Below are 21,399 nucleotides of genomic sequence, written 5' to 3' on the forward strand. Positions count from 1 at the left end.
ACTGCCCGCAACCGTGGGTGAGCCCCGGCGGACGACGCACCCGCCTCGACGAAGCGCTCGGCGACTCCTTCGCCGTACTCACCGCCACCGCACCCGGTCCCTCGCTGACCGCGCTCGCCCACGGTCTCGGTGTCCGTGTGGTCCCGGTGACGGAGCTCGGTGACGATGGCACGCTCGCCGCCTGGTTGCGGGCCGGGCGCGCGGACGCGGTCCTGTTGCGGCCCGACCGGGTCGTCATGGACGTGGTTCCGGCGGGCGGCCGTGACTTCACCTCGACCGCCGCCTGGGCGTCCCTGCTGCACACCACCCGAAGCCCTGTTCCCTGCGAACAGGCCCCCTCGAAAAGCCTGTTGAGGAGTACGACGCGATGACCACGCCCTTCTACACCCCCGACCCGCAGACGGCGGCCGCCAGCCGTATCGCGGAGTTCGCCCGGCGCCAGGGCATCGCCCCCGACGACTACGCGGCCCTGCACCGCTGGTCGGTCACCGACCTGGAGGGCTTCTGGAGCGCGGTGTGGGAGTACTTCGACGTCGACGCGGACACACCGTACGAGCGGGTGCTGGAGGAGGAGCGGATGCCCGGCGCCCGCTGGTTCCCCGGCGCCACCCTCAACTACGCCCACCACGCCCTGCGCAAGGTCGGCGACGACGACGTGGCGATCCTCGCCCTCGACGAGACCGGATCCGCGTACGGCGTGACCGGCGGTCGGCTGCGCTCCCAGGTCGCCTCGGTCGCCGCGACCCTGCGCGAACTGGGCGTCGGCCAGGGCGACCGGGTCGTCGGCTATCTGCCCAACACCCCGCACGCGATCGTCGCGTTCCTCGCCGCCGCGAGCCTGGGCGCCGTCTGGTCGGTCTGCGGACAGGACTACGCGCCGCGGGCCGCCGCCGACCGCTTCGCCCAGCTCGAACCCACCGTCCTGATCGCCGCCGACGGCTACCTCTTCAACGGCACCACCCACGACCGCCGCGAAGCGACCCTCGAACTCGCCCGCACACTCCCGACGTTGAAAGCGACCGTGCTGGTCGACCACGTCGGACTGCCCGGCCTTACGGCCAACTACCCCTCACTGGTGCTCCCCTGGGAGGACGCGGCCGGCCGAACCGAGGAACTCGCCTGTGTGCCGGTGCCGTTCGACCACCCGCTGTGGGTCGTCTTCTCCTCCGGCACCACCGGGCTGCCCAAAGGCATCGTCCACGGCCACGGCGGAGTCCTCCTGGAGCACCTCAAGACCCTCGGCCTCCATTCGGACCTGGGCCCCGGCGACCGCCTCCTCTGGTACACCACCACGCACTGGATGATGTGGAACCTGGTCGCCTCCACGCTCCTGACGGGCGCCACGACCTGCACGTACGACGGCAGCCCGGCCCCCTTCGCCCAGCTCGACATGCTGTGGGAACTGGCCGCCCGCCACCGGGTCACCGTCTTCGGCACCAGCCCCCAATACCTGCTGGGCATGGCCAAGTTCGGCATCGACCCGTCCGCACACGACCTCTCGTCCATCCGCGTCGTCGGCTGCACCGGCTCCGCCCTGCCCGCCTCCGCGTATCCCTGGGTTCGCCAGCACGTGGGGGAGCGGGCGCTGCTCGCCTCCATCAGCGGCGGCACGGACGTGGTCTCCGGGTTCGCGGGCAGCGCGCCCAACACCCCTGTCTGGGCGGGGGAGTTGTCCGCACCCCACCTCGGCGTGGCGCTGGCCGCGTACGACGCCGAGGGCATGCCGGTCGTCGGGCAGGTCGGCGAGCTGGTCGTCACCCGGCCCATGCCGTCCATGCCGCTGTACTTCTGGAACGACCCCGACGGCACCCGCTACCGCGACGCCTACTTCGCCTCCTACCCGGGCGTGTGGCGGCACGGCGACTGGATCACGGTCACCGAACACGGCTCGGTGATCATCCACGGCCGCTCCGACTCCACCCTCAACCGCAACGGGGTCCGCCTCGGCAGCGCCGACATCCACGACGTCGTCGAACGCCTCCCGGAGATCGCCGAGGCGCTGGTCATCGGCGCGGAGGAACCCGACGGCGGCTACTGGATGCCGCTGTTCGTGGTCCCGGCGGCCGGTGTGGAACTGGACGACGCCCTGCGCGACCGCATCCGCGACGCCATCCGCACCAACGCCTCACCGCGGCACGTACCCGACGAGATCCTCGAAGTACCGGGCATCCCGCACACCCGCACCGGCAAGAAGCTGGAGGTCCCGGTCAAACGGCTGCTCCAGGGCGCCCCGGTCGAGCAGGTGGTGAACCCGGCCACGGTGGACTCTCCCGAGCTCATCGACTACTTCGCCGGGCTCGGCGCGGAGCGACGCAAGGGCAGGGGCGGGGCGTGAGGACCGTACTCGTCGTCGTACTGGCCCTGGTTTTCCTGCCGTTGGGACTGGCGAAGCTGCTGGCGCTGCCGTTCATGCGGGAGGCGGCAGCCCATCTGGGCATGTCGGTCGGGCTCTACCGCGTGGTCGGCGCCCTGGAGGTCGCCGGGGTCATCGGGCTGTTCATCGGACTGGTCGCGGGTCCGCTCGGGGCGGCGGCCGCGATCGGGCTGGCGCTGCTGATGGCCGCGGCCGCGGGGGCCCACCTGCGGCACGGCGACCCGCCGGTGCGCGCGCTGCCCGCCGTCGTACTCGCCGTCGCGGCGCTGGCATACGCCGGGGCGACGATCTCCGTGGGCTGACGTCCGCCGAAGGGCCGCCGATGACTCGGGCCTGCCGCGCGGCGTACCGTCGACAGTGTGGACGCCACGGCCGATGGCCTCATGGCCCGTGTTGCGCGTGAGCTCGCACCGAGAGCGGGCGAGCTGATCGCGGAGGTGGCGCTGTGTCTGCGGCGTGAGGTTCCAGAACTCTGGGCCGCTCCGGACCTCGCCCGGATGACCTCCGAGAACATCGCGGAGCACGTTGTCGGCGTGCTGACGGGACTGGAACTCGGCATCGAGCCGGGCGACATCGAACCACCGCCGGCCGAGGTGGAACGCGCACGTCAACTGGCACAGCACGGCGTGCCCGTCACCGCGCTGCTGCGGGCGCACCGGCTGGGTCAGGGCGTGGTCCTCGACAGACTCCTCGCGGAAATACCGCGACTGACCGACGACGTCGAACTGATCGGCGCGACGTCGCGCCGAATGATCGAGATGGCCACCGGGTATGTCGACCGCGCCTCCGAGCAGGGCGTCCTGGCCTTTCAGGAGGAACGTGAGCGTCGACTGCAGTGGCGACTGTCCGTGGTCAACCAGGCCGGTCTGCGCATCGGAACCACGCTGGACATCGCTCGCACCACTCAGGAGCTGGCCGACCTCGCCCTCGGCCGCATCGCCGACTCCGTGACCGTCGACCTGCTGGACTCCGTGGTCCACGAGCACGACACGGTCGCAGCGGGCCCGCCCGTACTGCGCAGGATGGCCCAGGGGACGGTGGCGGAAGGTGCCTCTGACCCCGTGATCGAGATGCAGGAACTCCATACCTGCCCCGTGGGATCCCCCTCGGAGCGTGCCCTGGCCACCGGCCTGCCCTCCCGGTACGCGGACGCAGACCGGGCGCTGCTGGTGGTGCCGCTGAGCGCGCGAGGCACGACCCTCGGCGTCGCCCGGTTCTCCCGTCACCGGACTCCCGGCCGCCATGAACTCTTCGACGACGAGGATCTCCTCCTCGCCCAGGAAATCTCGGCCCGGGCTGCGATGGCCGTAGACAACGCCCGTCGCTACACACACGCCCGCGCCACCGCGCTCACCTTGCAGCGCAGCCTGCTCCCTCGGCGTACGGCGGAGCAGTCGGCCGTCGAGGTCGCCTGCCGCTACCTGCCCGCCGGCACCCGGGTCGGTGTCGGCGGCGACTGGTACGACGTGATCCCACTGTCAGGGGCGCGGGTCGCCCTGGTGGTCGGCGACGTGGTCGGCCACGGCATCCACGCCGCCGCCACCATGGGACGTCTGCGGACCGCGGTCCGCACTCTCGCGGACATCGACCTGCCGCCCGACGAGCTGCTGACGCACCTGGACGACGTCGTCATCCGCCTGTCCGCCGAAGCTTCGGCGGACCCGGACACGCAGGAGACGGCCGGGGACATCGGTGCCACCTGCCTGTACGCCGTGTACGACCCCGTGGGCGGCCGATGCTCCCTGGCACGGGCGGGCCACGTGCTCCCCGTCGTGGTGAGCCGCGACGGCGCCGTCGACCTCCTCGAACTGCCGCCCGGGCCACCACTGGGTCTGGGCGGCCTGCCCTTCGAGGCGGCCGAGGTCGACCTGCCCGAAGGCAGCCTGCTCGCCCTGTACACCGACGGCCTGATCGAGGCGCGCGATCAGGACGTAGAGGCAGGCCTCACCCTCCTGCGTCACGCTCTCGCGCAACCCGCCGCCTCGCTGGAGGCAGCCTGCGACACCGTGCTCCACACCCTGCTGCCCGCCGGCCGGCCCCATGACGACGTGGCCCTGCTGCTCGCCCGCACCCGCACCCTCGGGGACAGCCAGGTCGCCGCGTGGGACGTGGACGCCGACCCGGCAGCCGTTTCTGGAGCGCGTTCGAGCGCCGTGCGCCAGCTGACCGAGTGGGGACTGGAGGAACTCGACTTCACCGCTGAGCTCGTGATCAGCGAACTCGTCACCAACGCCGTCCGTTACGGTCGGCCCCCCATCCGGTTGCGGCTCATCCATGACCGGGGGCTCCTGTGCGAGGTGTCCGACGCCGGCAGCACCACTCCCCATCTGCGCCGGGCCCGCACCTTCGACGAGGGCGGGCGCGGTCTCCTCCTCGTCGCCCAGCTCGCCGAACACTGGGGGACCCGCCACGCCAGGCAGGGCAAGACGGTCTGGGCCGAGTTGAGCGGGAGCGGTCATGCCGGATTTCCATACCTACCCGATAACGTGCAATTATTGGAGGGCTTCGGCGCGCCGTCCCATCTCTGACGGCGAGCCGAGCCAGCCGGGCGTGGGCATCCCCTGTGAGGGTGGTGGGTGCCTTCCCCTGGCTCCCCGCGGGTCGCCGTAGCACACGGCCTCTTCCCCCCCTCCGAGGTCAGGGTGGCCCGCACGGACGTCCGGGGCCTGCGTGACGGCTGGGCTCGACAGGCCCCGGACGCGTTCCCCTGCTCCCGGTGGTGTCAGTCGCGTTGGTGGGCAGTGGCATACGTCTCGCTCGCTTGTGCCGCCGGCTTGGGCAGATCGCGTCCTTCGATGTCCACGTTCGGCAGGATTTTCCGCAGTCGGCTCGGCAGCCACCAACCGCCACGACCGACCCACATGAGCACTGCGGGCACGAACGTCATCCGGATGAGGAAGGCGTCGACCAGAACCCCGAAGGCCAGGGCGAAGGCGATTGGTTTCACGATGGCGTCCTGCATCGTGACGAAGCCCGCGAAGACCGCCACCATGATGAGCGCGGCGGCGGTGACCACCCGGAACGCCAGGGGCGATCCCCGCAGGACGGCCCGGCGGGCGTCGCCGCCATGGGCGTACTCCTCGTGGATGCTGGAGACGACGAACACCTCGTAGTCCATGGCGAGTCCGAAGAGGACGGCCATGAGGATGATCGGCAGGAAGGACACGACCGGCCCGGTCCTCGCGACGTCGATGAGGTCCGAGGCCCAGCCCCACTGGAAGACCGCGACCACGGCGCCGAAGGAAGCGGCGACCGAGAGCAGGAACCCGACCGTCGCCTTGACCGGGACCACGAGGGAACGGAAGACGATCAGCAGGATCAGCAGGCACAGGCCCACGACCACGACGGCGAAGGTCAGCAGAGAGTCGCTGAGCTTCTGCGACACGTCGACGTTGACCGCGGTCTGGCCGGTGACCTGGAGCGAGATCCCGGTCTGGGACCGGATCGAGGACTCCTTGTCCCGCAGTGCCTTGACCAGGTGGCTGGTGGCCTCGTCCCCGGAGCCGGTGGTCGGCACCACGGTCAGCAGCGCGTACTCGGAGTCGAGTTGCTGGGCCGCCGAGGCGAGGGAGACGCCCTTGGTGGCGGCCAGCTCTTTGCGCACTGTATTTAGTTTGGCGGTCAGCTGCGTGGCGGAGGACGCCTTGGCGTCGCCGGTCTTCATGAGGATGAGCAGCGGGCCGTTGAGGCCGGGACCGAACTCCTCAGTGATGGTGTCGTAGGTCTCGCGCTGGGTGGTGCCTTTCGCGGCGCTGCCGTTGTCGGGCAGGGCGAGTTGCAGGTCGCGGGCGGGCCAGGCGACGACCAGGAGCCCGGCGGTGACGAGGGCGACGGTGAGGGCGGGGACGCGGGTCACCGTACGCACCCACTGGGCGCCGAGCGTCTGCTTCGGTGCGGTTCGGTCGCCGGGCGTGGGCGTCTTCTTCGCCCTGGGCCTGAGCCGGTCGCCCGCGAATCCGAGCAGCGCGGGGAGCAGGGTGAGGGCGACGAGCGCGGCGATCGCCACGCCCCCCGCGCCGGCGAGCCCCATCGCGGTCAGGAAGGGGATACCGACGACGGAGAGTCCGACCATGGCGATGATCACGGTGAGCGCGGCGAAGGCGACCGCGCTGCCGGAGGTGCCGATCGCGCGGGCCGCCGACTCGTCGGTGGCCATACCGGCCTTCAGTTGGTCCCGATGGCGCGACAGGATGAACAGCGTGTAGTCGATGCCGACTGCGAGGCCCAGCATGACGGTGAGGGTCAGCGCCGTGGAGGAGATCGCGGTCAGGTGGCTCACGAGGAGCAGTCCACCGGCGCCGATGACGACGCCGATGACGGCGGTGAGCACCGGCATCCCGGCCGCGAGCAGCGAGCCGAACGTGATCACCAGGATGATCAGGGCGATGACGACACCGACGACCTCCTTGGCGCTGATGTCGACACCGGTGCTGTTGTAGGCCTGACCGCCCACCTGCACGGTGAGCCCGGCCTTCTCGGCGGGGGAGACCGTGTCCTCAAGGGCGTCCAGGGAGCCGTCCTTGATGTCGGCGTTCGAGACGGTGTACTGGATCTGGGCGAGGGCGGAGCGGCCGTCCTTGGACACGGCCCGAGTCTGCTCGGGCGAGAGGACCGCGGTCACCTGCGGGGCGCCGGCGGCCTCCTTGAGGGTCGCGGCGATGCCCGCCTGGTACTTCTGCGCGGTGACCTTTTCCCCCTCAGGAGCGGTGAAGACGATCTGCGCGCTGGTTCCACCGGCCGCCGGATACACCCGCCCCAAGGTGTCGAGGGCCTGCTGGGACTCCGAGCCGGGGATCGTGAACGTGTCGTCGGTGTCCTCACCGGCGACGCCGAGACCTGCCACGACTGCGGCGATCACCACGGCCCAGAGGGCGAGGACGACTCTGCGGCGGCGGAAGGCGAGTTTCCCCAGGCGGTAGAGAAGGGTGGCCATGGCTCACTCCGGATCATTGCGTCATGGATACTCTGATGAATCCCTCAAAGTAGATGAAAGCAGCATCGTTACATGCATTTGGAGTGGGCGCGCGCCATGGGGCGATCAGTGCTGCTGTTCGACTCGAAACCGATGGGGCCCGCGGATTTTGACCCTGCGGCGGAAGAGCTGTAAGCGTCATGCCGGCATTGCGTGGGCGGTACGGGCGATGAACGTGTGTGTCACGAGACGGAGAAGGCGAGGTAGGTACCGACCGTAAAGCCCGAGAAGGTGATCAGTTGGCGTGATGGGAATGAGGAGCGCCGGCGGCAAGGCGATCTCCGCCGCGATGACGGCGGTTGAGACCGCCCGCCACATTCGTACGTTGTGGTCGGTGAGACCTCCCATGCGACGGCGGACGAAACCAGGAACGGTGAACTGACGGCGATACGGAAGTTGATCTCTGACCTGGGTGAGGACGTGGACCCATTGGGCGAGGTGGACTGGGAGAACGAGCCGGCCTCCTTCGAGGAGCTGTTCGGCATCCCGGCTCCACCTGGGCTGCCGCCAGAGGCCCTGCTGACCCGCGCCGAGCGAATACGTCTGTCTGAGACGACATCAGCAAAGAATTGAGGAAGGAGCGGGCCATGATCAGGCAGCGGGAACGGCACAGTCGGTTGGAGCTATGGCCCGTCAGTGTGCACTCGATGTGCACTGCCCAGCGGCCGCACCGCGCCCACCTGCGGCTTCCCGGAAGTCCCCACGAAAACGTGCACGGGATGTGCACTGACGCAGGGTGGTTCCGTCCGGCCCGAGGGGTCTCTCAGGCCGCCATCAGCGCTGCCAGAGCGCGGTCCATCGCGGCGTTGAACTCTTCCGGTGTCAGCGGTAGACGTGACTTGACGTCCCGGCTCCACTGGTCGGCGAGGACCTCGGCCGAGCCCGCCTCGACACCGTCGAGCGCGGCGTCGGCCAGGTCCGACGGGGCGATCTTGTCCACGGGCCAGCCCGCCGCCATGTCCGTGTCGGCCAGGCCGAGGTGTACCGCTGTGACGAGCGTGCCCTGGTCCGCGAGCTCCAGGCGGACGCCGTTGGTCATGGCCCAGGCGGCGGCCTTGGTGAGGTGGTAGGCACCCGCGCCCTGGCCCCCGAACCACGACATGGCGGAGAGGACGTTGACGATCGCGCCCCCGCCGTTCCGGGCGAGCACCGGCGCGAACTCCCGGATCATTCCCAGGTGGCCGAACATGTTGGTCTCCAGCTCGTGCCGCACCGCGTCCAGCGAACCGGTCACCAGGTCGGTCCCCGTACTGATTCCCGCGTTGTTGATGAGCAGCGAGACGTCGGGGGCGGCCTCGGCCGCGGCCCTCACGGATGCGGGATCGGTGATGTCGAGGGGCAGCACCTTGACCCCGGGCAGGTCCACGGTCTCCGGTCGGCGGGCCGTGGCGTAGACCGTGCGGGCGCCCCGTTCGAGCAGGCGCTGGGTGAAGGCGCGGCCCAGGCCGCGGTTGGCTCCGGTGACAAGGGCGACGGAGTTGTTGATGTCCATGGCCGGTACGCTAAAACCTGACGCTGGCGTCAGAGGCAAGTGCTGGTCGTCAGGACCCGGGGGGAGAGGAACCACCATGACTGTCCCAGCGGCCGCGGCCGAGCGGTTGATCCGCATCGGCGAGGTGGCTCGAGGCGCCGGCGTCTCCGTGCGCGCCGTGCGCTACTACGAGCAGCAAGGGCTGCTCATCGCGGAGCGCAGCCCGTCCGGCCAGCGCCTGTACCGGCAGGACGCCATCCAACTGGTCCGCTTCTTCCAGCAGATGTTCGCCGTCGGCCTGACCAGCCGAAGGATCGCCGAACTCCTGCCGTGCTGGGACTCCGGGCACACCGACGCCGGGCAACGAGCCATGCTGCGTGCCGAGCGCGAGCGCATCCAGGCCAAGATCGACGACCTGCAGGCCACCCTGGACCACCTCGACAAGGTCATCGCGATCACGGACACGCACCCGTAGGCGCGGCCGGCCAGATGTCTCATCGGCGATCTGACGCGACTCTCGGTGTTCGACCAGGACGTAGATGATGGCTGCGAACAGTGCCTCCTCAGGTGTATCCGGCGTTCCGCCGCCCTGCGGGCTCACCCTCGACAGTGAGATCAGCGGCTTCGCGATCGGGACGAGCCCCGGCTACGACGGTGTGCCCGTCGGGCAGATGGGCGGACTGCCCCGGCTGCCCGAGGGGATGCCGTGGCCGGCCTGCGGCTCGATGCCGCTGCCGCTCATCGCCTCCTTCGACTGTGCGGCGCTTCCATGAGATGGCGTACGCGCGGTCGTGTACGTGCCGGCCGGCACCCCGGTGGTGACCGCCGAGGAACCCGATCACCCCGACGAGGTCTTCTACAACACGACGCTGTCCTTCGTGGGCGAGGAGCACCAACTCGCCGCCGCGGTGACGGCGGAGCTGCCGAGCCGGCTGGAGGACGACGAGATGGGTACGCCGAGCGCGTCCATGCCGGACGACGACCACTTGGGCCTCCGGTTACCGCACAGAGCGCAGCTTCGCGATCTCGCCGGGAAGCTGTGGCCGGAGAACTGCCCCACTTTCCAACTCGGCGGCTACACCAGGGGCATCGGCGCGCCGGCCACCGATCACATGTGGCACACCCGGAGGTCGAGATGGCCGAGCGGAACCTCGAAGCGCGGAGGCAGGCCGGGCAACCGGTCATCGGACGGGGTGGGAAGGACGGGCATCTGGAACGGGAAACCCTGCGGGTCATGCGGGAGTGGGTGACGCCGGCCCAGTTCGCGCCGGAGGACGTCTATCGGGCGCGGTTCCTGATCCGCCGCGACGATCTCGCCGCCGGGCGGTTCGACCAGGCGCTGTCCTTCACCGCGTTCACCGAATAGGTCACGCTGCCGGCGACGGTTCCGGGCCGGACCGCCTGAAGTAGTTCCCGATCCGCAGGTCACTTCTGGCTGCGGGCGTAATCGGCGGGTGTCTGGCCGTACTCCTTCTTGAAGGCGCGGACGAAGTGGCTGCTGTCGGCGAACTGCCAGTGCGCGGCTATTTCCGAGACGCTCGGGCGGGTACCCGGTGCCGTCAGTTCGAGGCGGGACTGCTCCAGGCGTCTGCGGCGGATGTACGAGGCCACCGAGTCGTCGGTCTCGGCGAAGGCCCGGTACAACGTCCGTACGGAGACCCGGAGTTCGCGGGCCAGAGTCGCGGGGGAGAGGTCGGGGTCGGTGAGGCGGCTGTCCGCGATCTCCCTGGCCGCCTGGGCCAGCGCGGGGGCCAGCAGGGGCTCGGTGTCGTCGAACGTCTGCATGAGCACCCCTTTGACCAGTTCGAGCAGGGAGTTGCGGGCGGCCCGTGCACCGGCGGGGGTCAGGTCGTCGAGCGTCGCCTCGACCATCTCGGTGTGCGCCATGAGCAGTCGTAGCTCGGGCGAGTCCGCCGGGCCGACGGTTGCCCGGTCGCGGATCAGCGGACTGAGCGGTGTGGCCGGCAGGATCAGTACCTTCGCGGTCGAATGCGGTGCCACCTCGAAGCGGGCCGGAGGGCCGTTGTGGCGCACGATGAACTGCCCGGCCGCTACGGCGGTCTCGTCCCGGTTGCGCGGAGAGACGAAGCGCCACTCGCCGCGTCCCATCACATGCACCAGGACCCGGTCCTCGAGGTGGTGGGAGGCGCCCCGGGTGCCGCCGGCCATCAACTCGCCGTGGACGCCCGAGATCACCGTGTCGTGCACCTTGGACGCGGAAACCCGGACCCGGAACTCACCCGATCCGACCGGCTCCCAGGGCGGCAGCGGGAGAGCCTCGCCGATCTGCGACTCCCACGCACGCCGGAAGACGTCGAAGCCGTTCTGCGCGGTAGTTGCGGCAGCCGGGGCCGTCGTATCGACGAAGAACTTCCTTCCCGGTGCCGGTCCCTCGGGCTGAGGTTCCGTGTGTCCCGTGTCGTTCATCTCAACGCCTCCCCGCATCGCCCGGCACTGACGTTCCATCAGGGTGGCGCTGTCGTACAAGCCCACGCCGCCGCGGTCTCCCTAGGGTGAGCAACGCGGACAACGATGTCGCAACGCGTGGTGAGTACTGAAGGGTTCTAGCTGTCATGTCTGACACCAATCTGGGCACCGACGTTCCGTCGAGCGATCCGGCCGCCGATGGCGCCGCTGTCTTCGACCTGCTGATCGGCCTCGTCCGCGCCCAGGTGCTGAGGGGCATAGCGGCGCTGCACATCGCCGACCACCTCTCCGACGGAGGGATGACGGCCGAGGAGGTGGCCGAGCGCGAGGGCAGTCATCCGCAGGCCACGTACCGTCTGATGCGCGCGGCCTCCTCGATCGGCCTGCTGAGCTACGAGGGGGACCGTCGTTTCGGTCTCACCGGCCGGGGCCGCCTGCTGCGTTCCGGGGTTCCCGGCTCCATGCGCTCCCTGGTGCTGGCCCAGACCGGCCAGGCGCTCTGGCAGTCCTATGCGACCTTCTCCGAGGCCGTGCGGGAAGGCAGGACCCAGACCAGGAAGGCGCTGGGGATGGAGATCTTCGAGTACTACGCGCAGCCGGAGAACGCCGAGGAAGCGGCCCTCTTCGCCCAGGCGATGGGAGACCTGTCGGGCCTGGTGACGCAGGGCGCCGTGGCCGCCGTGTCCACGGCCGGTGTGTCCACCGTCGTCGACGTCGGCGGTTCGAACGGTGACTTCGTCCTGGCGCTGCTGGAGGCCGACCCCGGGCTGAGCGGGCAGGTCCTCGACCTGCCGCACGTCGTCGAGGCCGCCCGTGGCGAGGCCGACAAGCGCGGTCTGTCTGGCCGTTTCTCCGCGGTGGGCGGCGACTTCTTCGTGGAGGTTCCCCCGGCCGACCTCTACCTGGTGAAGACGATCCTGCACGACTGGGACGACGACCAGTGCACGACCATCCTGCGCAACTGCCGGTCCGCCGTGCGCGAGGGAGGGCGCGCGGTGGTCGTCGAGATGGTCGTCGGCGAGATCGGCAAGCCCGACCTGGCCACCCTGTCGGACATGGCCATGCTCACCACGACGAACGGCATGGAACGCGACCTGGCCGAGTTCGACGCACTGTTCGCGGCCTCGGGATGGCGCCGGTCGAAGACATACCCCGTGGGTAACGGCTACTTCGGCCTGGAACTCGTCGCCGTCTGATCCAGCAGGCGACTGGCGAGGGGAGCGGCCCGGTGGCTCACCCCGGCTGATGATGGCCGCCAATTTCGTCCTTCGTCCCCGTCGCAGTGGTCACAGCCGACCGGTGCACGCGATCAGTCGGTCGGCGAAGTCCAGGGTTTGGTCGAGGGTGGGAAACGCGGCGAAAGCGTCCACGAACGCCTCGTCCGTACCCGACTCGGCAAGGCGTGTGAGCTTGGCGGCGAGCGAGTCGACGGATGTGTCCGGTTCGAGGTTGATGCGCATGGCTGTCTTCAGCGCGTCGGGATCGCGGCCCGCGTCTTCGGCCGCGCGGCGCGCTATCGACCACCAAGCATCCATCACGTCGTCCGGCAGCCCCTCGAACGCGAGCCAGCCGACGCCACTGCGGCCGACCCGGCGCATCGCGGCAGCGCTGGCACCGCCGATCCAGACGGGCGGCCCGCCGGCCTGGACCGGGCGCAGGTCGGCGTGGGTCGGCGGCAGGGTGAAGAAGGGGCTTTCCCAGGTCACCGGATTGGTCGTCCACCACGCCTGCAGGAATGCCAGCAGGTCGTCGAGAATCCTGCCGCGCTGATGCCAGTCCGCGCTGCGGGCGATATCGTGCTCGTCCTTCATCCACCCCAGCCCCACGCCGACTTCGAGGCGGCCTTCACTGAGCACATCAAGCGTGGTGAGAAGCCGGGCGAGGTGCGGTGGCTCGTAATAGAACGTGTTGAGCGTGCTGGCGTTCAGCCGTACCCGACTGGTCGCTGTCGCGGCCACGGTCCAGAGCAACAGGGGATCGAGGGAGCGGGTCATCTCCGGGGGGAACGGCTGCTGCTCGCCGGGGTACGGCGTGTGCGGTGCGACCGGCGTGACCAGCCGATCGGCCACCCACAGCGAGTCGTAACCGAGGTCTTCGATCCAACGGCAGAAGGCGCTCAGGCCGTGAGCGCTGCCGACGGCGGGCCCTACGGCGGGAATTCCGAAACCAAGCTTCAAAGTGATCCTCCGGGAATTAAATGAGTGCGGTCATGCCGAAGGTGAGCGCCGAGTACTGAACTGACGTGGCCCGGCATCCGCGAGGTATGTCGTGGCCTGGATGTCGTGCAGGTGAATCAGGATGTCGTGGGCTTTGCCGAGTGCGGCCGTGTATTCCACGGGGTCGGGCCATCCGGCGCCGATGTTCCAGGTGGCACGCTCCTTGTCCAGCCAGGTGCGCACCGGTTCGGGGGCCGTGCGCAGGTCGAGGATGTAGTCGTCCCGGCGGGCCTTGTCCAGGGTCTGTTCGTTGGAGCCCGGCTTCGCGCCGTCCACGTGGTAACTGCGCATTACGTTGTCGTCGGCGCCGAACGCCTTGAAGGAACCCTTGTAGAACGAGAAGCCGATGCTGGCGTAGCGGCTGCCCAGCGCGTCGCGGAGAAAGGAGCCCTGGGTCTTGGGGTACCGCGTGTCGAACGAGTCGTAGGACACGTGGGTGTTGTGGGCCGACAGCAGAATCCTGTTCCCGGTGTGCCGGAGCCACCACTCCACGTTCTCGGCCATCACCTGGTCGCGGAGTTTCATCATCTGGGCGATCTGGTCCTCGTCGCCGAGGTCGAAGGCGAAGCCCCTGGCCATCTGATGGATGGCCAGGGCGTGCTGTGTCATCCACAGATGGTCCTGCTTGTCAGCGGGGCCGGGGTGTTGTGCGCGCAGGAGGTCGTAGACCTTCCGGGTCCGCTCGGCCCGCTCCTGGCGCTCGGCCAGCGGTAGCCGGAGGTACTGCGCGTAGTAGGTGCCGGCGTCGGTGGTCGGGGCCAGACCGCGGTACAACTCGGTTACCCGCTTCAGCAGTTGCGGGTACTTCCGGGATACGTGGTCGATGACCCGTGCGTACAGTTCCGGGCCGGCATAGCCCATGTCGTCGCCCATGAAACGGACCGGGTCGCCGCGGTGGTGGAGGTTGTAGTCGCGCATCCACGTGATCAGGTCGATGTAGTCCTGGTTGTTCCAGATCCGGTAGGAACCCTGGAACTCCTCGCGGGCGATGTCCTTGAGGTTGCCCTTGCCCTGCACCACGTACTCGTCGATCCGCACACCGCTGCTCCAGGGGAGTTCCAGGCTGAAGGTCCTGAAGCCCTTCTCCTCGACCAGATAGCGGAAGACCCGGTGCTTCATGCGGAAGAAGTCCCGCGAACCGTGGGTGGCTTCACCCAGCCCCACCACCTCGGTGCCCTTGAGCATGCGGCCCAGCGCGTCGAGGTCGCGCAGGCTGCCCGTGGGGTTCGCGGTCCGCAGGGGGTGGGAGCTGCGGTCGATGCCGGCCACCACGCTCTCGCCGCGCTGCCAGGAGGCGGATGCCTTCGAGGCCGGGGTCGGTAAGCCGAGCGCCGTGGCGGGCGTGGCGACCGTCAGCGCGCTGAGGGAGAGGAGGACCGAGGGGATGATTACTGCCGTGCGCCGCGTCATGCCCTTAGATTTCCGTGCGCACAGAGTCGATCACCAACCCATGTGCTGCCCATCCCGCGGTACCGCAGGCACTACCCCGGGACTCGGGACACCCCCGTAGGCCGTGCGGCGACCTCCTGGGTCCCGTCACGCCCGGTGATCACCGTCACCGCCCGCACGGACCGGGTGGACCTCGACGCCACCACGCTGGTGCGTGCGCTGGGCACCTGGTTCGGCCCACCGGTCTGAGCACTGCATTAACAGTCGTCTCAGCTTCGCTCAGTAGGAATTCGGCATCCAGAGAAGCGATGCAACCCCTATGCAGGAGGCTAGAGATGGCAGTCGACGCAGCGCCGTCCGGGGAAGCGCCGGCCGGTCGGTTGGCCGGCCGGTGGGTGCCGTGGTTAGTGATCGGCTTGTGGCTGGTGCTGGCGGCGGCCATGGTGCCGCTGAGCGGAAAGCTGAGCTCGGTCACCACCGACAGCGCCGTGGACACCCTGCCGGCCGGCGCCGAGTCCACCAAGGTGGCGGTGCTGGACGACAGGCTCCCCGGCGGTGACAGCAACACGTTCGTCTTCGTGTACCACCGCGCCGGCGGCATGACCGACGCCGACCGCGCGACGGTCCAGCGCCACTACGACACCCTTGCCAAGCGGTACCCGCCGAAGGCGACGGCGGCGGCCGGCGAGGATGACGACGGCTCACCGACGAGTCCCTCCACCGACCGCAAGGCGATGATGTTCACCCTCGACGTGAGCACGGCCTACGGCGCACCGGAGGAGATCGTCGGCCCATTGCGTGACGCCGCGAAGGACCGCCCCTCCGGCCTGGAACTCGACGTGACCGGCCCGGGCGCGATCGACGGCGACATGGACGCCGTCTTCGACGGCATCGACGTGCAGGTCCTCCTCACCACCATCGTCGTCGTCACGCTCCTGCTCATCCTCACCTACCGCAGCCCGGTGTTGTGGATGATCCCGCTGCTGGCCGTGGGCGCGGCCGCACTGACCTCGATGGGGACCGTCTACCTGCTCGTCAAGGGCTTCGGCATCGTGGTCAACGACCAGAACTCGGCGCTGCTGACGATCCTGGTGTTCGGCGTCGGCACGGACTACGCGCTGTTGCTCATCGCTCGATACCGGGAGGCACTGCACCACCACGAGAACGTCCGGGTCGCGATGGTCCACGCGCTGCGCGGCGCGGCGCCGGCCATCGTCGCGTCCGCGGCCACCGTGGTCGCCGGCCTGCTCTGTCTGCTCGTCGCGGACCTGAACAGCACCAGCGGGCTGGGCCCGATCGGTGCGGCCGGCATCCTGTGCGCGCTGGTGGCCATGCTGACGCTGTTCCCGGCCGTGCTCGTGGTGCTCGGCAGGCGGATCTTCTGGCCGGCCATCCCACGGTTCAGCACGGCCGTGCGGGAGAAGCCGGGGCTGTGGGGACGGCTCGGCGCCGCCATCGGCCGCCGCCGGTGGCTGGCGACGCTCGGCTCGCTCGGGGTCCTCGGCGTGCTCGCCCTCGGGGTGGCGGGCAACACCGGCGCCCTGCGGGAGCAGGACCAGTTCCTGTCCGCGCCGGAGTCGGTCACCGGTTTCACCGTTCTGCGCCAGCACTTCCCGGAGCTGGGCGGCCAGCCGATGACGGTCTTCACGCGCCCGGCGCACCGGGAGCGGGTGCTCGACATCGTAAAGGACACTCGTGGTGTGGCCCTGGCCGTCCCGGAGCAGACCAGCGGTGGCTGGGCCAACATCTCCGTGTTCCCGAAGGACGCGCCGGACACTGCCGCGGAGTACGACACGATCAAGCGGGTGCGTACCGCCGTGCACGCGGTGAGCGGGGCGGAGGCGATCGTCGGCGGGCCGAGTGCGGAGAACCTCGACACCGAGGCGACCACCAGCCGCGACGAGAAGCTGGTGATCCCGCTGGTGCTCGTCGTCGTCCTGATCGTCCTCGGGCTGCTGCTGCGCGCGATCGTGGCCCCGCTGGTCCTGATGGCCACCGTGATCGTCTCGTTCGCCGCGGCCTTCGGGGGCAGCGTGTTCGTCTTCGACACGATCCTCGGGTTCAAGGGTGTCGACTCTTCGGTGCCGCTGCTGGCCTTCCTGTTCCTGGTGGCGCTCGGCGTCGACTACAACATCTTCCTGGCCAGCCGGGCCCGGGAGGAGACGGCGCGACTCGGCACCAGGGAGGGCATGCTCAAAGCCCTCTCCGCCACCGGCGGCGTCATCACCTCGGCAGGCCTGGTCCTGGCGGCCACGTTCGCGGTCCTCGCCACACTTCCGCTGGTGATGCTGGTCGAGGTCGGGTTCCTGGTTGCCTTCGGGGTGCTGCTCGACGCCCTGCTGGTGCGGTCGGTCCTGGTGCCCGCCCTCACCTTGCTGATCGGCCGGCGGATGTGGTGGCCGAGCCGACTGTCCCGTCCGGTGGCGGAACTGCCGGACGGTCGACAGCTGCTCGCCGACGACGAAGAGCCCGCGCTGCAACGGTGAGCGCGGCGGCACGGACGAGATCCGGGACGGGGGTTCAGGCCCGTCCCGGATCTTTTTCATGGGCCGGAAGGTCGACCCGGAGCAGCGCGCCACCGCGTGCGGAGCGGGCGACGCCGGCCCGGCCGCCGTGGGCGTCGACGACCCGCTGCACGATCGAAAGGCCCAGACCGGATCCCGGCAACGCCCGGGCGCTGTCGGCACGGTAGAACCGGTCGAACACCCGCGGTACGTCGGCGGTGTCGATGCCCGGCCCGGCGTCGTCGACCTCCAGCACCGCCGACGCCCCCTCGGTACGGAGCCGGACCTGGACCGGCTGGTCCGCGGGCGACCACTTGCCGGCGTTGTCGATGAGGTTGAGCACCGCCCGCTCCAGCGCGGCGGGACGCCCGCTCACCCACACCGAGGTCACGTCGAGCGCGACCTCGACGTCGGGCACGCGGGCACGCGCCCGGGCCGTGGCGGCCGCCACCACGTCGGCGAGGTCGAGCACCTCGGTGCTCTCGTCGCTGACGTCACCGCGTGCCAGGTCGGTCAGCTCGGCGGCAAGGGTGCTCAACTCGGTCACCTGGGCGCCGAGATCGTTGAGCAGCCGGGTCCGGCTCTCCGCCGGCAGTGCGGTGTCCAGGGTGCCGCGCCGATCGAGCCGGATCAGCAGCTCGACGTTGAGGCGCAGGCTGGTGAGCGGGGTCTTGAGCTCGTGGGCGGCGTCCTCGGCGAGCAGCCGCTGGGCCCGCCGGGAGTCCCGGAGCGCGGCGAGCATGTCGTTGATCGACTGGATCAGCCGCCGGATCTCCCCACCGCCCTCGTCCGGGATGTCGGCGTCCAGATCCCGGGTGTGCGCGACACGTACCGCGGCGGCGGTCAGCCGGTCGATCGGTGCAAGGCCGGCCCGTGCCACGGTCCGCCCGACAAGGCCGCCGCCGGCCACGCAGAGCAGCCCGATCAGCAGCATGCCGAACCCGAACCGGTTGATCGGGCTGTCGTCGGCGAGTTGGGCCACCTGGACCGCGCCGTCGCCCGCCCGCAGCGTGTAGACGATGTAGCCCTCCTCGCTGTCGTTCGACTCCATCAGGTCGGCCGACGCGCCCCGCGCCACGCGCTCGGCGTGCTCGCTGACCGGGGGCAGCGCGGGTTGGCCGGCCGGCGTCCGGATCGAGCCGTCGGGCAGGATGACCCGCACCAGCCGACCGGATCCGGGATACGGCGGTAGCTGGAGCTGCGTCAGACCGGCGCGCTCCGCGTTCGTCGCCAGGACGCGGGAGTCGGCGCGCAGCTGGTTCTCGGCGGTCCTCTGCAGCTCCCAGCCCATTAGCTCGCTGGCCACCTGGAAGGCCACGAACACGCTGAAGGCGATGGCCGTCGCCGCGATCACCGTCAGCCTGGTCCGCAGGGAGCGCCGGCGCCACCATCGGGTCAGCCGGCGCGGTTCCCGGCCGGCGGACCCGCTCACGGGGGAGTCTCCCGCAATGTGTATCCCAGGCCGCGCAGCGTGTAGATCAGTCGCGGCTCCCCCTCGGCCTCCATCTTGCGGCGCAGGTAACTCACGTACACCTGGAGGTTGTTGGCGGTGGAGCTCACGCCCCAGCCCCAGATCGCCTCGAACAGCGCGTCGCGGGTCAGGACGCGCGTCGCGTTGCTCACGAGGACCTGTAGGAGGGCGAACTCGGTCCGGGTCAGGCGCAGCGGTCGCTCGCCCCGCCACGCCTCGAATCTGTCGGGATCGAGCCGGACGTCGGCGTACGACAGGATCTGCGACTCCTCGTCGGCCGGCGCGCGCCGGCGCAGCAGGGCCCGCACCCGGGCCAGTAACTCCTCGGTGGCGAAGGGCTTGGGCAGGTAGTCGTCGGCGCCCGCGTCCAGCCCCGCGACCCGGTCGGAGACCTGGTCACGGGCGGTCAGCATCAGCACCGGCAGATCCTGACCCGCGGCCCGTAATCGCCGGCACGTCTCCAACCCGCCGAGGCGGGGCATCATCACGTCGAGGAGCAGCAGGTCCAGCGCGTCACCGCCGGCCCCACCCACCCCGTCGAGCACGGCGAAACCGTTGGTGACGGTGCTGGTGTCGTAACCCTCGACCTGGAGCACCCGCTCCAGCGAATCACGGATGGCCGGGTCATCATCCGCGATCATGATCCGCACGCCGGCCCGCCCCCTTCCAGTCGATGTTTTTGCGGCTCATTGTCGCCGAACAACCTGAGGCCAGGATTAGATCGCCGCTGGGAACCACGTTGTTACGCCGGCCACGGGCGCTCGGCGTCCCCAGATGGTTCCCGTGCCCGCCCCCCATCATCCTGCGGCTGCTGTCATTGATCCCGGTGCTCCTGGTGACCGTGCTGCTGGCCGCTGTGCTCACTTCATGAGCCGGCTCGTCGATTCCGCGGTCGACGTGTAAGGAGAAACCGTCGGCAGTAGGAGTCAGGGATCGTTGTGCGAGGGGGACGCAGCACCAGCACGGTCCCGCTGACGGACGCGGTCGTCCTGTTCGGTTTCTTGGGCCCGGTGCCCGATCCGAAAGGCGTTCGCGGGCGCCGCTACCAGCTGTCCGCCCTGGTCACCGCGGCCGCGGCAAGTGTGCCGGCCGGCGCCCGGTCAGCGTCACCGGTCGGTGGTTTTCCTGGGGAGGATCGCACTCGGCAGTGACAACGGCCCTGTTCCTACCGGGAACTTGGAGACGTACGGACTCCACGACGGCCTCGCCCGGCCGGAGCAGGCGCTCCGCTCACCGTGGCCGACTGGCATCGAGTGAGACGCCTTGAGCCCTCGCTTCGACAAGCGGAAGGTATCCGTCGTCATCTGGGCGCGCTCTTGTCACGGCGGAGATGGGGACGGTACCGGTGGAACGCGCGACATGGCCGGAAGACGGCAGAGTCGGTCGTATCGCCGAAGGCGAATTCAGCGACAACCCACGGCTCAAGGAGCAGGACCGGCTCAGGGCAGACGACTTCTTCGCCCCTGACGATGTCACACCCCGCGTGCTCGACGAGATGGGTGTCATCTGGGTGGACGCCTCGGAGGACGAACAGATAGAGAAGGAAACCTTCGGCATTCGCAGCGAATGGCATGCAAGGAGACACGGAAGGAAAAGGCGGGAGTCGATTCTCCGTCTCCTGCTCGGCCGCCGGGTCCCCGAGTGAGAGATCCCGGACCGCCATGCGCAGCCCCCGGCCGGAGACCGCCTCCACGCCGAGGCTGATCTCACCGCCACCTCGCACCCCCGGTGAGCGAACCGGTGCTGTGCGAACCCTTGACGAAGGCCCACGCCCACTGCGTAGATATGGGCCGCGTGATCTGATCGCGCGGTCATATCGCTGACGTGGTGCGCTGTGGGCCACGGTCGAGGGAGGCTTCATGACGCCGGAAGCGGGGCGTGCCGCGGTGCCGTCCGCGCCGCGCAGCGCGGACGTGGCGCGGGTGGCGGGGGTGTCGCGCAAGACGGTCTCCCGGGTGTTCAACGACGAGCCCTACGTCTCCGAGGAGGTTCGAGGGCGGGTGCTCGCCGCCGCCGAGCAACTCGGTTACCGGCGCAACCAGGCGGCGCGGGCCCTGGCCTCCGGACGGACGCACGCCATCGGCGTCGTCGCCCTGGGCACCGCCGGATACGGCACCGCCTCCCTGTTCGTGCACATCGCGCAGGCCGTACGGGATGCCGGATACACGCTCCGGGTGGTCAACACCCCGGACGGCGCACCGCAGGACATCGCACGGGCCGTCGAGTCGCTCGTGGAGCAGGGCGTGGACGGAGTCGTGGTCTCCGAGCCCGTCGTGACGGGGGACGTGCCGCTCCGCGTCGACGTCCCGGTCCTCTTCATCGGAGCGCCCCCCGCGCCCGAGTTCGTCGCCGACCGGACGCTGACCGTCGGCGTGGGAGCGCACGCGCTGGCGCGCGTGGCCACCGAACACCTCTTGGACCTCGGCCACGAGACCGTCCATCACCTCGCCGGTCCGCAGGAGTGGTACGCCACGCAGGACCGCGTCGAGGGCTGGCGGGCGAGCTGGTGGGCGGCCTCGTTGGTGGCGCCGCCCCGGCCGGACTGGTGGGGCAGCACGAAGGAGTGCGACTCGGC

Annotated in this window: 18 protein-coding genes and 2 pseudogenes; 12 read left to right on the forward strand and 8 right to left on the reverse strand. The window is 69.8% G+C overall.

The window, feature by feature from the left end; translation table 11 throughout:
• The 4 genes and pseudogenes from ABZ896_RS43685 to ABZ896_RS43700 form a co-directional block, all read left to right on the forward strand.
• A pseudogene (locus tag ABZ896_RS43685) lies at positions 1 to 371 on the forward strand (3-(3-hydroxyphenyl)propionate hydroxylase); the annotation flags it as partial.
• The gene (locus ABZ896_RS43690) at positions 368 to 2,335 is read left to right on the forward strand and encodes an acetoacetate--CoA ligase (RefSeq protein ID WP_360941752.1); all 1,968 of its coding nucleotides are present in this window, start codon (positions 368 to 370) and stop codon (positions 2,333 to 2,335) included. The pseudogene ABZ896_RS43685 and the gene ABZ896_RS43690, both read left to right, overlap by 4 nt.
• Positions 2,332 to 2,676, forward strand: a complete 345-nt coding sequence (locus ABZ896_RS43695) for a DoxX family protein (protein WP_360941755.1) — start codon at positions 2,332 to 2,334, stop codon at positions 2,674 to 2,676. Before ABZ896_RS43690 ends, ABZ896_RS43695 begins: the two co-directional genes overlap by 4 nt.
• 81 nt (positions 2,677 to 2,757) lie before the next feature.
• Positions 2,758 to 4,902 (forward strand): SpoIIE family protein phosphatase, encoded by a 2,145-nt coding sequence (locus ABZ896_RS43700; RefSeq protein ID WP_360941802.1) that lies wholly within the window; start codon positions 2,758 to 2,760, stop codon positions 4,900 to 4,902.
• Positions 4,903 to 5,096: 194 nt separating this feature from the next.
• On the opposite strand, the gene ABZ896_RS43705 is transcribed toward ABZ896_RS43700, so the two are convergent.
• Positions 5,097 to 7,307, reverse strand: a complete 2,211-nt coding sequence (locus ABZ896_RS43705; protein WP_360941758.1) for an MMPL family transporter — start codon at positions 7,305 to 7,307, stop codon at positions 5,097 to 5,099.
• 366 nt (positions 7,308 to 7,673) lie between these two features.
• Between ABZ896_RS43705 and ABZ896_RS43710 the strand changes: the two genes are divergently transcribed.
• Positions 7,674 to 7,919 (forward strand): hypothetical protein, encoded by a 246-nt coding sequence (locus ABZ896_RS43710; RefSeq protein WP_360941761.1) that lies wholly within the window; start codon positions 7,674 to 7,676, stop codon positions 7,917 to 7,919.
• Positions 7,920 to 8,109: 190 nt separating this feature from the next.
• On the opposite strand, the gene ABZ896_RS43715 is transcribed toward ABZ896_RS43710, so the two are convergent.
• Entirely contained in the window at positions 8,110 to 8,838 is a 729-nt protein-coding gene (locus tag ABZ896_RS43715) for an SDR family oxidoreductase (protein ID WP_360941764.1), read from the reverse strand.
• 76 nt (positions 8,839 to 8,914) lie between these two features.
• Between ABZ896_RS43715 and ABZ896_RS43720 the strand changes: the two genes are divergently transcribed.
• Complete coding sequence (locus ABZ896_RS43720; protein ID WP_360941767.1) at positions 8,915 to 9,292, forward strand: MerR family transcriptional regulator; 378 nt, start codon at positions 8,915 to 8,917, stop codon at positions 9,290 to 9,292.
• A 51-nt stretch (positions 9,293 to 9,343) separates the two neighbouring features.
• Here ABZ896_RS43720 and ABZ896_RS43725 read toward each other — a convergent pair.
• Positions 9,344 to 9,448: pseudogene (locus tag ABZ896_RS43725) on the reverse strand (IS5/IS1182 family transposase); the annotation flags it as partial.
• A gap of 166 nt (positions 9,449 to 9,614) precedes the next feature.
• Between ABZ896_RS43725 and ABZ896_RS43730 the strand changes: the two are divergent.
• Both ABZ896_RS43730 and ABZ896_RS43735 read left to right on the forward strand, forming a co-directional pair.
• The gene (locus tag ABZ896_RS43730) at positions 9,615 to 10,067 is read left to right on the forward strand and encodes a hypothetical protein (RefSeq protein WP_360941770.1); all 453 of its coding nucleotides are present in this window, start codon (positions 9,615 to 9,617) and stop codon (positions 10,065 to 10,067) included.
• Positions 10,052 to 10,183 (forward strand): hypothetical protein, encoded by a 132-nt coding sequence (locus ABZ896_RS43735; protein WP_360941773.1) that lies wholly within the window; start codon positions 10,052 to 10,054, stop codon positions 10,181 to 10,183. The genes ABZ896_RS43730 and ABZ896_RS43735 overlap by 16 nt, the downstream gene beginning before the upstream one ends.
• Positions 10,184 to 10,242: 59 nt before the next feature.
• On the opposite strand, the gene ABZ896_RS43740 is transcribed toward ABZ896_RS43735, so the two are convergent.
• The gene (locus tag ABZ896_RS43740) at positions 10,243 to 11,244 is read right to left on the reverse strand and encodes a helix-turn-helix domain-containing protein (protein ID WP_360941776.1); all 1,002 of its coding nucleotides are present in this window, start codon (positions 11,242 to 11,244) and stop codon (positions 10,243 to 10,245) included.
• Between the two features lie 146 nt (positions 11,245 to 11,390).
• Here ABZ896_RS43740 and ABZ896_RS43745 point away from each other — a divergent pair, with 146 nt between their 5' ends.
• Complete coding sequence (locus tag ABZ896_RS43745; RefSeq protein WP_360941778.1) at positions 11,391 to 12,440, forward strand: methyltransferase; 1,050 nt, start codon at positions 11,391 to 11,393, stop codon at positions 12,438 to 12,440.
• A 90-nt stretch (positions 12,441 to 12,530) separates the two neighbouring features.
• Here the strand turns inward: ABZ896_RS43745 and ABZ896_RS43750 are convergent, their stop codons facing one another.
• Positions 12,531 to 13,421, reverse strand: coding sequence for a TIGR03619 family F420-dependent LLM class oxidoreductase (locus tag ABZ896_RS43750; protein ID WP_360941781.1), 891 nt, complete (start codon positions 13,419 to 13,421; stop codon positions 12,531 to 12,533).
• Positions 13,422 to 13,451: 30 nt separating this feature from the next.
• On the reverse strand, positions 13,452 to 14,870 hold the full coding sequence (locus ABZ896_RS43755; protein WP_360941784.1) for an erythromycin esterase family protein: 1,419 nt from the start codon (positions 14,868 to 14,870) through the stop codon (positions 13,452 to 13,454).
• Between the two features lie 314 nt (positions 14,871 to 15,184).
• Here ABZ896_RS43755 and ABZ896_RS43760 point away from each other — a divergent pair, with 314 nt between their 5' ends.
• The gene (locus ABZ896_RS43760) at positions 15,185 to 17,335 is read left to right on the forward strand and encodes an MMPL family transporter (protein WP_360941787.1); all 2,151 of its coding nucleotides are present in this window, start codon (positions 15,185 to 15,187) and stop codon (positions 17,333 to 17,335) included.
• A gap of 34 nt (positions 17,336 to 17,369) precedes the next feature.
• On the opposite strand, the gene ABZ896_RS43765 is transcribed toward ABZ896_RS43760, so the two are convergent.
• Both ABZ896_RS43765 and ABZ896_RS43770 read right to left on the reverse strand, forming a co-directional pair.
• Positions 17,370 to 18,785 carry a HAMP domain-containing sensor histidine kinase gene (locus ABZ896_RS43765; RefSeq protein ID WP_360941790.1) on the reverse strand — a complete coding sequence of 472 codons (1,416 nt, stop codon included), beginning with the start codon at positions 18,783 to 18,785 and terminating at the stop codon, positions 17,370 to 17,372.
• Entirely contained in the window at positions 18,782 to 19,474 is a 693-nt protein-coding gene (locus ABZ896_RS43770; protein WP_360941793.1) for a response regulator transcription factor, read from the reverse strand. The genes ABZ896_RS43765 and ABZ896_RS43770 overlap by 4 nt, the downstream gene beginning before the upstream one ends.
• Before the next feature lie 695 nt (positions 19,475 to 20,169).
• Between ABZ896_RS43770 and ABZ896_RS43775 the strand changes: the two genes are divergently transcribed.
• Positions 20,170 to 20,469 (forward strand): hypothetical protein, encoded by a 300-nt coding sequence (locus ABZ896_RS43775; protein WP_360941796.1) that lies wholly within the window; start codon positions 20,170 to 20,172, stop codon positions 20,467 to 20,469.
• 214 nt (positions 20,470 to 20,683) lie between these two features.
• The coding region (locus ABZ896_RS43780) for a LacI family DNA-binding transcriptional regulator (RefSeq protein WP_360941799.1) at positions 20,684 to 21,399 on the forward strand (716 nt) is incomplete at its 3' end.

The sequence above is a fragment of the Streptomyces sp. NPDC047072 genome (assembly GCF_040643855.1).
Classification (GTDB): Bacteria; Actinomycetota; Actinomycetes; order Streptomycetales; family Streptomycetaceae; genus Streptomyces.

Bases quoted from the DNA above. Each gene is read 5' to 3' on its own strand.
- ABZ896_RS43690 (WP_360941752.1), top strand. From the start codon at position 368: ATGACCACGCCCTTCTACACCCCCGACCCGCAGACGGCGGCCGCCAGC.
- ABZ896_RS43700 (WP_360941802.1), top strand. From the start codon at position 2,758: ATGGCCCGTGTTGCGCGTGAGCTCGCACCGAGAGCGGGCGAGCTGATC.
- ABZ896_RS43705 (WP_360941758.1), bottom strand. From the start codon at position 7,307: ATGGCCACCCTTCTCTACCGCCTGGGGAAACTCGCCTTCCGCCGCCGC.
- ABZ896_RS43715 (WP_360941764.1), bottom strand. From the start codon at position 8,838: ATGGACATCAACAACTCCGTCGCCCTTGTCACCGGAGCCAACCGCGGC.
- ABZ896_RS43720 (WP_360941767.1), top strand. From the start codon at position 8,915: ATGACTGTCCCAGCGGCCGCGGCCGAGCGGTTGATCCGCATCGGCGAG.
- ABZ896_RS43735 (WP_360941773.1), top strand. From the start codon at position 10,052: ATGCGGGAGTGGGTGACGCCGGCCCAGTTCGCGCCGGAGGACGTCTAT.
- ABZ896_RS43740 (WP_360941776.1), bottom strand. From the start codon at position 11,244: ATGAACGACACGGGACACACGGAACCTCAGCCCGAGGGACCGGCACCG.
- ABZ896_RS43745 (WP_360941778.1), top strand. From the start codon at position 11,391: ATGTCTGACACCAATCTGGGCACCGACGTTCCGTCGAGCGATCCGGCC.
- ABZ896_RS43755 (WP_360941784.1), bottom strand. From the start codon at position 14,870: ATGACGCGGCGCACGGCAGTAATCATCCCCTCGGTCCTCCTCTCCCTC.
- ABZ896_RS43760 (WP_360941787.1), top strand. From the start codon at position 15,185: ATGGCAGTCGACGCAGCGCCGTCCGGGGAAGCGCCGGCCGGTCGGTTG.